Genomic DNA, 13991 nt, shown 5'->3' on the forward strand with positions numbered 1-13991 from the left:
CCCCGCGTCAATCGGTCACCGTCAGGCTGGATTGTCGGCGTGGGTGAGCGTCTCCCACATGGTGAACATGTCCAGTCCCGCCGGACGCTGCTTGATTGTGAGCCGTTCGGTCTCGGGCAAATCCAGATGCATCCGATTGTGCAATGCGTTGTACGCGACCTCGGTCACCGGCCCCAGCTCGCGTCGCAGCTGCCCGCCGCACAGCCAGCCCGGCATCGGTGTGCCGAGCTGGGGGCAGAGGGGGCTCGTCGACGGGGTCGCGCAGGAGACGTGCCGCGATTTCGCGCATACCGGCTACGGGTTGTCGGCTGCGGCGCATATCGCTGAAACCAGCCGCATTCAAGGCCGAGACCTGTATCCGCAGGTCGCCGATCGCCTGCGGGCTGGATCCGAGTGGGTCACCCTCGACGGCCCCTTCCGGCAGGGCAGTGTGGGCACGTGTTGGATCGGTCGCTCGTGGGCAGGCACGAGTGAATTGCCGTCTACTGCTGGTAGCTGGTGCGCGCCGAGGCAAGCATCCGCAATCCGGAAGGAGACAGGATGGCGGTGGCTTTCGGACGCACGTGAGCATCGGCGACATGGCTCAGTCGCCAGCGCGCCGCGATGGTGGCCAGCATCAGCGTCGCCTCGGTCTGGGAGAACACGTCACCCATACATTTGCGCGCACCCGACCCGAAGGGAACGTAGGAGATACGCTGCGGGGCGGCGTTTCCCGGCAGCCACCGGTCCGGGTCGAAGCGATCGACGCGCAACTGATCGGGGTGGCGGTGGATCAGATAGGCACCGAACACAATCGTGGTTCCCGCTGCGATCTCGTGCCCGGCGAGCACAGTGTCGACGGTGGTGGTGCGAGTGAGCAACCACGCCGAAGGCCACAACCGCATCGTCTCGGTGATGATCCGCCCGGTCAGCTCGAGCTGCGCCAGGTCGGCATACGTCGCGGCACGACCACCGAGCACCGCGTCGACCTCCTCGAAAAGACGCCGCTCGACCTCGGGATAGTGCGCCAGCATGTGCAGCGCCCACGCCACGGTGCTACCGGTCGTTTCCGTGCCCGCCCAGAAGAACGACAACAACTGTCCGATGATCTCCTCGTCGCCGAGTCGAGGCCGATCACTGTCGGGGTCGTCAGCGTCCAACAACGCCGAGAGCAGATCACCGTGATCCCTGCCGTCGCCGCGACGTGCGGCGATGATCACGGACATGTCCTCGCGCAGACGTCGGCTCGCGCGCTCGTAGCGCCATGTACCCAGTAGGTTCAGCCCGGCCAACCGTCGAGGCACGATGACTCGCTGATAGATCCCGTTCACGATGACGGCCAGATCGGTGAGCATGCGCTGCAACACCTCCGGCGGCAGCGACTCGGAGAACATGGTCGCCACCAACGTATTGGAGGCGATAGTGGTGGTTTCACGCAGGACGTCGAGGACTTGCCCGTCGCGCCAGCGTTCGACCACAGCCGTGATCTGGTTGGTCATGATCTCGGCATAGCCGGGTAGGCGCGATTTGTGGAAAGAAGGTTGGGCAAGTCGGCGAAGCCGACGGTGTGCGCTGTGCGGGCAGACCGGAAGACTGTCGCCCACCACCTCGCGCGCCCGATCGAAGAACGGTCCGCCCTTGTCGAATACCCGATCATCGTGAAGCAGCCGGTCCAACACACGCGGGTCCGACACGACCACCGCCGACACCGGACCTATCCGGATTCGCACCAGATCACCATGCGCGGCAAGGGATTCCACGAAGGACAGGGGTCTGCGGACAAGCTGTACGGTGTGCCCCAGCAGCGGCAGCGCACCTGGCGCGTCGGGGATCGTGGATACCACCTGCATCATCTCCTTCTCGTTGTCTCAAAACTGTTGGCTGCGAACAGAATTACCCACGCCTCCTGATACATCGGCGACAGTCACGGCCGAACCATGCACGGCACCAACATGTTTCCCGCCGATGGGAGGTGTCGGCTCGGTGGCAGGCAGGCCGAGTGTCACTATCCGACGTTCATCACCACAGCGGAGGGATCGACATATGAACGCACTCCACACGACCGATCTGGGCGTGGGTGAACGACTCGAGATACGCCGACGCCGACGCGGTCTGTCGCGCAAGGTGGTGGCCAACCTCGCCGGACGCAGCGAGGAATGGCTGCGGCTGGTCGAATCGGGCCGACGCAAACTCGACAGCATCGAGGTACTGCTGCGCCTGGCCGAAATCCTGCACATCGACGATCTCACCGAACTGATCGACACCGCACCCGCACCGCTGCCACGCGAAGCCAACCATGATGGGATACTGCGCCGACTGCGTCGCACGATCGTCGATCACCCGGCTCTGCGGATCTACGACACCACCGGCACCGTCGGCACTGCCCAACCCGCAGCACTGGACCAAGGGCTGCAATCGTGTCAGGACTGCTGGAACGCTGCGCCGCAACGCTATTCGCAGCTCGCCCGGACCTTGCCCGGCGTATTGCAGGCGTGCCGCGCGGCGCAGTGGCAAGCCCGTGATGATGCCTCGGCGTCGCTGCTGATCCAGGCCTACCACCTCGCGCGTCAACTGCTGTCGGCCTGCGGCGATCACGCAATGGCCGCCACTGCCGCCGACCGCGCGATGACCACCGCGACAGAGCTGGGCGACACGACATTGATAGCGGCCAGCGCATGGCAGGTCGGCCATGCACTGCTGGGCCTGTCCTACCCCACGCACTGCAAGAACTATGCGCAGGCCGCGGCCGACCAGCTCTCCGTGGGCGTGCCCGACTCGACGTGTCACGCCGCCCTCTGGGGCGCGCTGCATCTGCTGAGTGCGCACGCCGCCGCTCACGGCAGCGGGGATACGGCGAGAATGCTCGACGCCGCCAGAGCCGCCGCCGCTGCCCTCGACACCGACACCCAGTGTCACGGCATAGCATTCGGGCCCACCGAGGTCGGATTGACCAGCATTGAGATCGCATTGATCACCAACGATCCCGACGAAGCGATCAGATTGGCCGCCACCGTCGAACCATCGACGGACTACCTGCCGGCACGCCGCACGAAATATCACATCGTCCAGGCCAGCGCCTACATCCGCCGACGCGACGACATCGCCGCCGCGTTGGCGTTGACCAAAGCATCCCGAGTGTGCGCCGAAGACATCCACTACGACCCCGACGCCCGCCGCAGTGTGCGCCACCTGATCCGGCGCGACAACTATCTCGTGCGCCCCGAGGTGCGCCATCTGGCCGAGCTGGCCGGCCTGCCATGAATGGTGCACGACGAAGTTGGGGCCAGCATGTGTTGGCCCCACCCGCCCAGCGGGCCGACACAATCCGGTCGGCGGGCACCCCGTCACAACGATCCGCCCCACCGTGCAAGCGGCGAGAGAAAGGTCTGGCTCATGGAGATCGACAGCGGCCGCTACCACCTGCAATGGGCGGGAGTGGTCGGCATGCTGCCCTTGCCGGCCATGGTCGTCGGCTTCGCGTTGGGTCAATTCCCATGGCCCGATGACAATCTCGACGGCGGGGTGTACCTCGGCTATGAGCTGCCACGCCATTTCGGCGAGATCGGCACCCTGGTGTGGTTGGTGCTCACCGGGGCCTCGGTGATGTTCCTGTGGTTGCTCGCCATCGCTCACATCCGGCAAAATGCACAGCTCAGCGCCAGTGTCGTCGTCATGATCGCAGGTGGCGGTGCCAGCGCAGCGGCGGCGCTGGTGTTTGCGAGCTCGTTCGTGACCATCGCCGTGATGGGGCGCGGCTACCCCGTCGAGGCCAACGGGGAGGATCACGCAGCCTCGATGGTGATCACCTATTCGTGGAATCTCACCGAGATCTGCTTCGCACTCAACACTGTTCTGCTCGGACTGATCTGGTTCGCAGTGGCCGCGGCCAATCGACGTCACCGCCTGCTGCCCACCGCTCTGACGCATGCCGCCGTCGGTGTGGCAGTGATCGATGTCGCCGGCGTGGTGTCGGTGTTCGTACCGACCGGCGCCTGGTCGCCGGGTTCGTTCGCCCAGGTGCTGCCCGGCGCCGCGGCGACCTACCTGTGGATCATGGCCGCTGCCGTAATCCTGCTGCGTCGCCACGGTTTTCCCGCAGGCCCGACCGTGACGGCATCTCGCCGCCGCTCCCCGTAGCCGGGCGGTCGGACGGACCTCATCGAATCCCATACTCAGCGGGTGGGATTCAACTGCCAGGCGTGATGCCCGTTCGCAGTGGCGGCTTGGGTGCGGGCGTATTCGAGGCTGTAGCGGAAGCTTGTGTAATACCACTCGATCGCCCCACCCATCCACCACCGCATCGCGGCCGCGTACTCCATCACCGCTGAGCACTCGTCCTCGCTCAGCCCGATCTGCTCACACATCTGCGGCAGCCGCGCCTGCTGAGTCAGAAACCGTTCGATCAGTTCCTCGGTGTACGCGGCGACCGTGCGCATGGCCTCGTCACGACTGCAACCGAGCTCATGCTGGCGCACCAATACGAGATTGTCGATGTCACCGACCATCTCCTCCTTGGGCAACGAGATCAGATCATTGGTGAGCAGCGAGATGTCCTCAGTGAGGTCCCGCATCAACGCGATCTCGGGGCTGTGGAACGCCACTGCGGGCACCTCGAAATGCCCGACCCGTTCCATGAAGTCGAACACAATGCCCATCCCACCGCTTCCGCGGCGGATCACCAGATACGCGTCGATGCTCTCAGGAGTCCCGCGCACCCTTCCCCGCGCCTCGTGCACATGTGCGTACAACCACCGGTCATAGTGATACGCCGCACGCTCGCACCACGACCGAGACATACCGACCCGGCTGCGATCCCAGATATCGGCCAGCGCCGCCAGATACGGTGACAAACCTGAGCGCTCCTCGCTGTGGAACACACTCGCCGCGCGACCGATCACCCGTGCCGTCTCGATTGGATCCCGGCCCAGTGCCCCGTCGAAAGGTTCGTCGGTGATCGCGGCCATACCCATGAAATCCGCGAGCAGATCCAGATCCTCCCCCCGCGCATACGGCCAGCCTTGCGCCACCAGCCTTGTCGTTTCGATCCGCACGAATCTGTCTGTCGGATAGGCGTTCTCACCGATCAGCCCATAGCTCTGATGCCAGGCGACAGTGTGGGCGAGCGAGCGCTCCAGGTCCGGACTACGCCGCATGTCGAAAGGGTGGACAACTCGCCCGTCGTGATCCTCTGCGCTCACAAGCGTTTCTCCTCGGGCTGATCCGATATGACGCGCCGCAGCCTAGAACCGACCACAACACGGCCGGTCCAACCAGGCGAGGACCCCACAACGCCCGGTAGTCGTCCCCCACAGCACGTCCTCGGGAAGCACTCGGGACCGCGGCAATGTGGTGCTCGGACTTCGATGCACGGGCGGCCACGAACAACGTTGTCTGCCCCCGGCGCCGAGCGATCTAGCGTGACCTCCGCCCTCATGGGACGCGGTGAATCGGAGATGACGTGATGACCATGACGACCCTCGACCCACATCAGCTGACACAACGCGCACAGACCGTGCTGCACCGAACACGCCAAATATGCACACCGGTGTTGCGCGAAACAGTCGGTACACTGCGAGATCCATTGCGGCGCATGGCCGGATACCACTTCGGCTGGTGGGACGAGCACGGCAATCCCATCACCGAGGAATCGGGCAAGGCGCTGCGCGCGGCCTTGACCCTGACCACCGCCGCCGCCTGCGGCAGCACCGGCGACATATCCGTCCCAGCCGCAGCGGCAATGGAACTGATACACAACTTCACCCTGGTTCACGACGATGTCATGGACGGTGATCACCTACGCCGCGGACGAGCAACCGTGTGGGCGGTGTGGGGTGTCAGCGACGCGATTCTGCTCGGGGATGTGCTGCACAGCTTGGCATTTCACACCGCCTCCACCAATCTGACCCCGACCGTGGCGGCGGCGGCCACCACCCGATTGGCAGCCGCGTCAGTCAAGGTGTGCCACGGCCAGCAACAAGACTGCGCATTCGAAACCCGCACCCAGGTCAGTATCGACGACTACCTCACCATGGCGGCCGACAAGACCGGCGCGCTCATCGGTTGCGCAACCGGGTTGGGCGCACTGTGCGCCGGCGCCGGCGAAGACACCGTCGCCGCATTCGAAACGTTCGGCCTGCACCTCGGGCTCGCATTCCAGTGCATCGACGACATCATCGGCATATGGGGTGACCCGGCCATCACAGGTAAACCCACGGGACGAGACCTGGTGCGGCGCAAACGAACTCTCCCAGTGATCGCCGCCATGAACTCCAACACCCCGGCCGGTGATTCACTCGCCGAGCTCTACCAATCCCCCCATCCGATGACCCCTGCCGAGGTCACCGCGGCCACCGACCTCGTGGTCGCCGCAGGCGGTAGACACACGGCCGACGAATACGCTCACCAATGCATCACCACCGCACTCACCGCACTGCCCGCCGACCTCCGCACTCCCGACCTGCGAGCTCTCGCCCACCTCGTAACCCACCGCACCCACTGACACGGCCCCCTCCGCGATCAGCACATATTCCCAGCCAAGGGAATAGACGGGTGAATTGTTCACCGGCAGAACTACACTCCTCATGGGTCCGGTGCCCGAGCGTCCCTCTCCTCTCAACGCGAAGCCCGGATCGCCACAGGTCTGTCCTACCCGGTCGGCGATTCCCTCGGACATGTCGCTCACCGCGGTAAGCATGATCAAGAGTGCGTGGCGCGAGATGCATGTGCTCGCGCCACGCCGTGGCCGGCGACCTTTCCCTTGCCACCATCGGAAAAGGGCACTCGCCAAACTATTTCGCGGATTGGCACAGCCGTCCGCCACATGCGTATTTCCTTCCTCCGTCCGGAAGCGCCGCCGGCGGCAGTCTCTGATTCGCGCCGTGGGCATCGGCGCAAGGCATCCGCCCCGCGCTTCGCCGTGACCGACCCGGGTGCCCACTCCCAGACTTCCCGACAGCGAGAACACCAGAGAACACGAGGCCATAAGTCAACGACTATCGTGCCGTTATACAACGGGACGATAGTTAGGTGATCGTTCCGAAGCACCACGGAGGACCGCATGATCACCAACAACGCGAAGAAGATCCTCGCTACGTCCTTGCTCACCATCGGCTTGGCCGCAGGCGTAACCGTTGCGGCCCCACTGGCCATGGCAGAGCACGGCTGCCACTCGAACGACCACGATTCTCACGGGGGCAACAATGGCGACAGAGGCAGTCACGGCAGCTTTCTCATGCCCAACGGCGCAGCCACACCCTTGGGATGCATCCCCGGCTCGATGACCCGCCCCTGCGAGAGCGGCGTCCACTAACCCCCGGATCTCTCGAACACCGCCACAACTCGAGACAATCCCGGGCGTCCACGGCTCTCGATACGCGTCAACGCCGCGCCCTGCCCACGATCGGCGGCCGCCGTCTCGGCATCAAAGCGAAACCCGTTGCGGCGCACGCGGAAGCGGAGACATCGTCCGGATATCCTGGCTCGTGCGCGCCGACACCCGACCGACTGCACCGATCTGGAATGGGCACTGCTCGCGGTGGGCACGCACTGGCGTGCTGGACCGCATCCGTGACGCGATGGGCCCGCGGGAACTGTTGTGGCGGTTACGGATCCTTCTCGCTCCTGGCAAATCGCCGCACCCGGGCTAGGTTCGTCCGGTTCCACTCATTGACACCCGTACCCACCCAACGATTTTCGTGGGTGGGTGGTCGACAGGAGACGAATCGGTGAGCCCGACCACCGCCACATCGACAGTGACACAACCGATCCGCCCTGCCAGCACCACAACGACGGAACCAATGCCTGCACTGTGGCAGCTGGACGATTTCACACGCGCGGATCGGCAGGACGGGTAGCAGTACCAGTGGCCATCACGGACATCCGGGCATTCGCTCATCTGAGCGAGAACGACATCGAAGCGCTCGGACACGAGCTCGACCAGATCCGCACCGATATCGAGAATTCTCTCGGGCAATCGGACGCCGACTATATTCGGCGAGTCATCCGGGTCCAGCGTGGTCTCGAGGTAGGCGCCCGGCTGTTGCTGTTCGGCGGGCGCTACCGGGTGGCACGGATAGCGGGAACCGTGATCCTGGCAGCCGCGAAGGTCATCGAGATGATGGAGCTCGGCCATAACATCAGCCACGGTCAATGGGATTGGATGAACGACCCGGAAATCCATTCCACCCAATGGGAGTGGGATTTCATCGGACCGTCCGCGCAGTGGAAGCGCGCACACAACTACATCCACCACACCTACACCAATGTCTATGGCAAAGACGAGGACCTGGTTTCGTCGTATCGCGGATGACCCGCGACGAGCCGTGGCGACCGATCCACTTGTTGCAGCCGGTGACGAATCTGCTGCTGGCCGCATCGTTCGAGTTGGCCATCGCAGTGCACGACCTGGCTCTCGAGCGACAGCTTCTGGGCATTCCCCGCGGTCAGTTGCGGTCGAAACCGAACACCGAGTTCGCCCGCAAACTCGCCCGCCAAGTCGGCAAAGATTTCCTGCTGTTCCCCGCGCTGAGCGGACGCAGGTTCAGACACACCCTCACCGCCAACGCACTGGCCTTGCTGCTGCGAAACCTCTGGTCCTATCTGGTGATCATGTGCGGGCACTTCCCCGACGGCGCGGAGAAATTCACCGCCGAACAACTCGAGGACGAAACCCCCGGCCACTGGTACCTGCGGCAGTTACTGGGTTCGGCGAACTTCCACGCCGGCCCGACGCTCGGACTGCTGAGCGGCAACCTCTGCTACCAGATCGAGCACCACCTTTTCCCCGACCTGCCCAGTAACCGCCACCCCGAGATCGCCGAGCGTGTTCGCGCCTTGTGCGACAAATACGACTTGCCCTACACCACAGGCTGGCTTCCTGCGCAGTTCTGGCTGACCTACCGCACCGCCTGCAAACTCGCGCTGCCCGACCGGCTGCTGCGCCACACCTCCCACGACGCCACTGAAACCAGATCCGAACGCAAGTTCCATGGGATCTCACTGACCCCCGACGGTCGGACCATCCAGGAGCCGACCGACCGGATCACCGGTGCACGACAAGGGCTTCGCGCTGCTCTGTCCCTGACCGAGCGATCGAGGCAGCGAACCAACCAGCAGCGGGGCCGGTAGCTCCGGCGGCAGCGTTCATGACGACAGCGCACGCAAACCCGTCGACGGCCGAAGGGCCAGTGGTTCGGATACTCGCCGGAGTGGCCGGTCGCAGCCTTACCGTGATGGTCGGAATGGCGATCGGCGCGATGGACGCACTCACGGCCATTCACGACCGCAACCAGACACAACCGGCTCCCGCGCTACAACCGGTGGTCGTAGGGGTTAGCGGGGGCGCTATCGCCGCCGCGGCGATCGCCGTGGGCATGACTCGCGCCCAGGCCCGGCAAATCGCGATCGGCCACCCCGAACACCACGTCATGGGCGCGAAGAGCTTCCGCTCCCTGCTGACCCGGCACGCCTTGTATCCACAGGCGCGCATCCGCGACCTCGCCCACACCATCGTCGGTGACCGCACCTTCGCCGACTTCACCTTCGACCCGAAACCCGGCCAACAAACCCACCAGGCCGCGTCGTCGCTGCTCATACCCGTGTTCTCGGCCGCACACGGCACACTGCTGCTCCCACGAGACCTACCGAGGCTCGGTTTGTCCGATCTGCCCGTCGCCGACGCGCTTGTCGCCGCGACCCGCATACCGGGAGCACTGCCCGCCGCCCCAGGACTGGAGGACGTCTTCGACGGCGGCTGCCAATTCCGCGTCCCTCACGACATCTTCGCCCCACACCCTGCCCTGATTCTGGACCTGTACGGGCCGCAACCCTACGACAGCCGAGGCGGACTGCTCTTCCCGCTACTGCATCCCTCGCTGCCCGTCATCCGCAACAGGCCGCGTCCGTTCCGCAACGAAACCCTGCGGGAATCGACCATCTTCGCTCACCAGACGTATGGTGCCGCGCTCAAATCACCCACCCTCGCGACCGAAGAACTCTTCGACACCGGCTACGACGTCTCTGCCAGCTGGATCAACTCCCGAACCGATCAGCAACTACTCCACATCGTCGACCCGCACGTTCTCGGATTGCCCGACGAAGCCGCCACGACCAACCGAATCCAAACATCCTCCTGATGAGTCAAGGCCAGATGGGTGCAAACTGGTCCAGCTCTGGGCCATGTCCAGGTTTGCGGACAGCTTCGTCATGCAAGGACTACGACAGATGCCCGCGATCGTCCCGATGCTCCAGACCAGGACCGCGTGACGACTATGACCACAGCCTTCAACCGCCACCGGCGCGGCCCGCTGACCATGATGGAGCTTCCCGCTACTGGGGCTGTCCAGATTGCGTTGCCGATGGCTATCGGCTTTCGTATCGCACTGGCGGGCTGGACATTTCGGCCCACAGGAAGATGGAGTCGGCAAGTGACGACGATGATTTCGCGGAAGATGGCTCGTCGACGGGTCCTGCCGTTGCTCGCCATAGGCCCTGTGTTGGCCGCGTGCAGCACGCCAGATACCGGCGGCCGGGCACAGGACCGCGGGCCGGTCGCCGCGGGCGTACTGCGCTCGGTTGCGGTGGTTACTCAGAGCAGCCCGAGCGACGCGTTCTGGAGTGTGCTGAAGAACGGCGCTTTGGCGGCGGGCAAACAACTCGGCATCCGCGTCGACTACTACACCAATGAGGATCCCCACGAGCAGGCCAAGCTCATCGACAATGCTGTCGCGCAGAGAGTCGACGGCCTGGTCGTCTCGATGGCCTACCCCGAGCCACTGCGGGCGTCGGTCAAACGCGCCGTCGCTGCCGGTATCCCGGTGGTGACGACCAACTCCGGCGAAGCCGAGAGCGCTGCCCTCGGTGCGATCGGTCACGTCGGCCAGAGCGAACGGCCCGCCGCGGCTGCTGTGGGCAAGCGTCTGCACGACGCCGGGAAGACCAAGCTGCTGATCGTGAACCATATGGCCGGCCAGGTCAGCGCCGACAATCAGATCGGCGGCGCCACTGAGGGATTCGCCAATCCCACCAGCACGGTGGTGGTGGATATCAACAATCCGACCGACGTGCAGTCCCGGATCAAGGCTGCGCTCGAGGCCGATCGATCGATCGACGCGGTGCTGTCGTTCAACGCTCAGATCGCCGCGCGCTCGGTAGCCGCAGCGCAGGAGGCCCATTCCACCGCGGCGATCGCCACCACCACCCTCAACACCGAGGTGATCGACGCCATCCGGGCGGGAACGCTGTTGTTCGCTGCCGACCCGCAGCAATACGAGCAAGGGTATCTGCCGATCGTGATGCTGCAGCTCTACAAGTCGAACCTGGACACCGTCGGCGGTGGCCTGCCGATACGTACGGGTCCCGGCTTCGTCGACAAGTCCAATGTCGATGAGATCGCCAAGTTGGTAGCGCAGGGCACGCGCTGAGACCGCCGGAGAGGATGAAGTGACTGTTGCCGCCGCCGGATCCGCCCCGGCCCGCCCGCCCACGCGGCGCGCACCGTTACCACTGCGGTTGATCGCGCGTCCCGAGATCGGTGCTGCGCTGGGCGCGACAGCAGTCTTTCTCTTCTTCTCTATCGACACCGACCAGTTCCTGAGCCCGCTGGGCGTCTCGACGTGGCTGGATGACGCGTCGTCGATCGGCATCATGGCCGTCGCCGTGGCTCTGCTGATGATCGGCGGTGAGTTCGACCTGTCGGCCGGCGTGATGACCGGGTCCACAGCACTGGTCACCGCCCTGCTGGCGGTGCACGCCGGGTGGAACATATGGCTGGCGCTGCTCGCCTCACTGATGTTCGCCCTGGGTGTCGGTGCGCTGAACGGCTGGCTCGTGATGCGGACCAGGTTGCCGAGTTTCATCGTCACCCTCGGCGCATTCCTTGCGCTGCAAGGCATCAACCTCGGAGTGACGCGCCTGATCACCGGCACCGTGCAAGTGGCGGGCATCCACAACGCCCGCGGCTACTCCTCGGCAGGCGCGGTGTTCGCCTCGACGATCAGCATCGGCGATGCTCGCATCCAGGCATCGACCCTGTGGTGGATCGTGCTCACCACGCTCGCCGCAATCGTCCTGGCGCATACTCGATTCGGCAACTGGGTCTTCGCTGTCGGGGGCTCGCTGGTGAGCGCCCGGACGGTCGGCGTGCCCGTCGTACGCACCAAGATCATGCTGTTCATGACCACCTCGGCTGCCGCTTGGACGGTCGGCACATGCGACATCCTGCGATTCGACAGCGTCCAGGCCAGCCAGGGCATCGGCTCGGAGTTTCAGTTCATCGTCGCCGCTGTGGTCGGCAGCTGTCTGCTCAGCGGCGGCTTCGGGTCCGTGGTCGGCGCCGCAATCGGAGCGCTCACCTTCGGCATGGCACAGCAGGGAATCGTCTTCGCGCGCTGGAACAGCGACTGGTACATGCTGTTCCTCGGCATCCTGCTGCTGTCAGCGGTCCTGGTGAACACCCAATTCTCCCAGCACGCCGAAAAGACTCGCCAATGACCGCGTTGATCGAAACACTCGCTGTCGGAAAGAGCTACGGCAGCGTATCGGCGCTGCGGGACGTGTCGATGGTCGTCAACACCGGCGAGGTCACCTGCGTGCTGGGCGACAATGGCGCCGGCAAATCCACCCTCATCAAAATCCTTTCCGGTGTCCACCAGCACGACACAGGTGAGCTGCGGATCGACGGTGCGACCACCCGGCTCACCTCACCCCGGGCCGCTCTGGAACGCGGCATCGCCACCGTGCACCAGGACCTTGGCTTGATCCCGCTGATGAGCGTGTGGCGAAACTTCGTCCTCGGCTGCGAACCCACGACTGGACTCGGGCCGATACGACTGATGGACCGGCGCAGAGCACGGCAGACCACCCGGGAAGCCTTGTCCGACATGGAGATCGACATTCCGGATCTGGACCGGCCCGTCGGCATCTTGTCCGGCGGGCAGCGGCAATGCTTGGCCATCGCGCGCGCGATGCACTACGGGGCCAAGGTGCTGATCCTCGACGAACCGACCGCCGCGCTGGGCGTGAAACAGGCCGGGGCGGTACTGCGGTACATCGCGCAAGCCCGCGACCTCGGGCTCGGCGTCGTTCTCATCACCCACAACCCACACCACGCCTACCTGGTCGGAGACCGGTTTCTCCTGCTCGAACGCGGCAGCGTGCTCAGCTCGTACGCGAAGCTCGACATTCAGCTGCCGGAGCTCGTCCACCAGATGGCCGGCGGCGCGGAACTGAACGCGCTACAGCACGAATTGCGGCGAGTGCGGACCTGACTGCCCCGGCGGGAACGGTCGCCCCGATGACGCGACCGGACTCCACACGACATCGATCCAAGAGGAGCTCGCGATAGTTCGCGCAAAAGTACTGCGTAACCTGCCAATCCGAAGGATGTGGAGTGCCCTGATACCCGCCGCCCTGCTAGGCGCGAGCCTCTGGCTCGCAGTCATGCTCGTCGGCACGGGATGGTGGACTGATCAGCATCTGACGGGAGGCGACGGTCAGGCGCTGATGCTGGAAAGTGGCACACAGTACTCGATCAGGGCAACTGTGGCGGAGGGCGATCAGATCGCGTGTGCGATCACGCCCATGTCCGGAAACACCGGAATCGACCGCATATTCACCGCGCCTGCTCAGAAGATCTGGCAGCGCACCGAGATGACAGCCATCGGAAAGTTCTCCGTCTCCGAATCGGGCTTCTATTCGGTGAGCTGCCGATCGCCGGGCGGACCGATCGGTCCCGTCCATATCGCGCCACCAAACCCGACCTCCTTGTTCGAGATCGGAGGAATCGTCGTGATCCTGGGCGTCGTCGCCGCGGCGGCACACGGCTACAGCCTCACCGGACGTCGACGGGATGCCCGTCGAGACGCAACCGAGGTGGATCCTCTCTCATAGCTGCTACCACGATTTACGAAATCGGCGTCTCGGAATCTGTCAAACCGGATGAGACGGGTCAGGCTGCCTGTTCTGTGTCGGCATTCTCCTTCGGAGGCGGGTTGATCCAGGCCGCTTCTGGGAGC

At 64.7% G+C, this 13991-nt stretch carries 12 protein-coding genes and 1 pseudogene; 10 read left to right on the forward strand and 3 right to left on the reverse strand.

From position 1 onward, the window contains the following. Nucleotides 1-21: 21 nt before the first annotated feature. Nucleotides 22-216, reverse strand: coding sequence for a hypothetical protein (locus tag ABZ909_RS38815; RefSeq protein ID WP_357010522.1), 195 nt, complete (start codon nt 214-216; stop codon nt 22-24). A 266-nt stretch (nt 217-482) separates the two neighbouring features. Further along, entirely contained in the window at nt 483-1832 is a 1350-nt protein-coding gene (locus tag ABZ909_RS38820) for a cytochrome P450 (RefSeq protein WP_357010524.1), read from the reverse strand. 190 nt (nt 1833-2022) lie between these two features. On the opposite strand from ABZ909_RS38820, the gene ABZ909_RS38825 reads away from it, so the two are divergent. Together ABZ909_RS38825 and ABZ909_RS38830 are read left to right on the forward strand one after the other, a co-directional pair. After that, nucleotides 2023-3240, forward strand: coding sequence for a helix-turn-helix transcriptional regulator (locus ABZ909_RS38825; protein WP_357010527.1), 1218 nt, complete (start codon nt 2023-2025; stop codon nt 3238-3240). 132 nt (nt 3241-3372) lie between these two features. Next, entirely contained in the window at nt 3373-4116 is a 744-nt protein-coding gene (locus tag ABZ909_RS38830) for a hypothetical protein (RefSeq protein WP_357010530.1), read from the forward strand. Nucleotides 4117-4151: 35 nt separating this feature from the next. Here the strand turns inward: ABZ909_RS38830 and ABZ909_RS38835 are convergent, their stop codons facing one another. After that, entirely contained in the window at nt 4152-5132 is a 981-nt protein-coding gene (locus ABZ909_RS38835; RefSeq protein WP_357010532.1) for a hypothetical protein, read from the reverse strand. A 308-nt stretch (nt 5133-5440) separates the two neighbouring features. On the opposite strand from ABZ909_RS38835, the gene ABZ909_RS38840 reads away from it, so the two are divergent. From ABZ909_RS38840 to ABZ909_RS38875, 8 genes and pseudogenes are all read left to right on the forward strand, one after another. Beyond that, nucleotides 5441-6478: a polyprenyl synthetase family protein gene (locus ABZ909_RS38840; RefSeq protein WP_357010535.1), complete on the forward strand. Its 1038-nt coding sequence runs from the start codon at nt 5441-5443 to the stop codon at nt 6476-6478. Nucleotides 6479-7036: 558 nt separating this feature from the next. Next, nucleotides 7037-7288, forward strand: coding sequence for a hypothetical protein (locus tag ABZ909_RS38845; protein WP_357010537.1), 252 nt, complete (start codon nt 7037-7039; stop codon nt 7286-7288). Between the two features lie 552 nt (nt 7289-7840). Further along, nucleotides 7841-9105, forward strand: a pseudogene (locus tag ABZ909_RS38850) (fatty acid desaturase). Nucleotides 9106-9209: 104 nt separating this feature from the next. Beyond that, nucleotides 9210-10112 carry a patatin-like phospholipase family protein gene (locus ABZ909_RS38855; RefSeq protein WP_357010539.1) on the forward strand — a complete coding sequence of 301 codons (903 nt, stop codon included), beginning with the start codon at nt 9210-9212 and terminating at the stop codon, nt 10110-10112. Nucleotides 10113-10247: 135 nt separating this feature from the next. After that, nucleotides 10248-11399, forward strand: a complete 1152-nt coding sequence (locus ABZ909_RS38860) for a substrate-binding domain-containing protein (RefSeq protein ID WP_357010541.1) — start codon at nt 10248-10250, stop codon at nt 11397-11399. A gap of 19 nt (nt 11400-11418) precedes the next feature. Continuing rightward, entirely contained in the window at nt 11419-12468 is a 1050-nt protein-coding gene (locus ABZ909_RS38865; protein WP_357010544.1) for an ABC transporter permease, read from the forward strand. After that, entirely contained in the window at nt 12465-13244 is a 780-nt protein-coding gene (locus ABZ909_RS38870) for an ATP-binding cassette domain-containing protein (protein WP_357010546.1), read from the forward strand. The genes ABZ909_RS38865 and ABZ909_RS38870 overlap by 4 nt, the downstream gene beginning before the upstream one ends. A gap of 115 nt (nt 13245-13359) precedes the next feature. Then, nucleotides 13360-13866 carry a hypothetical protein gene (locus tag ABZ909_RS38875; RefSeq protein WP_357010548.1) on the forward strand — a complete coding sequence of 169 codons (507 nt, stop codon included), beginning with the start codon at nt 13360-13362 and terminating at the stop codon, nt 13864-13866. Nucleotides 13867-13991: the final 125 nt, after the last annotated feature.

The sequence above is a fragment of the Nocardia sp. NPDC046763 genome, assembly GCF_040645495.1.
GTDB lineage: Bacteria > Actinomycetota > Actinomycetes > Mycobacteriales > Mycobacteriaceae > Nocardia.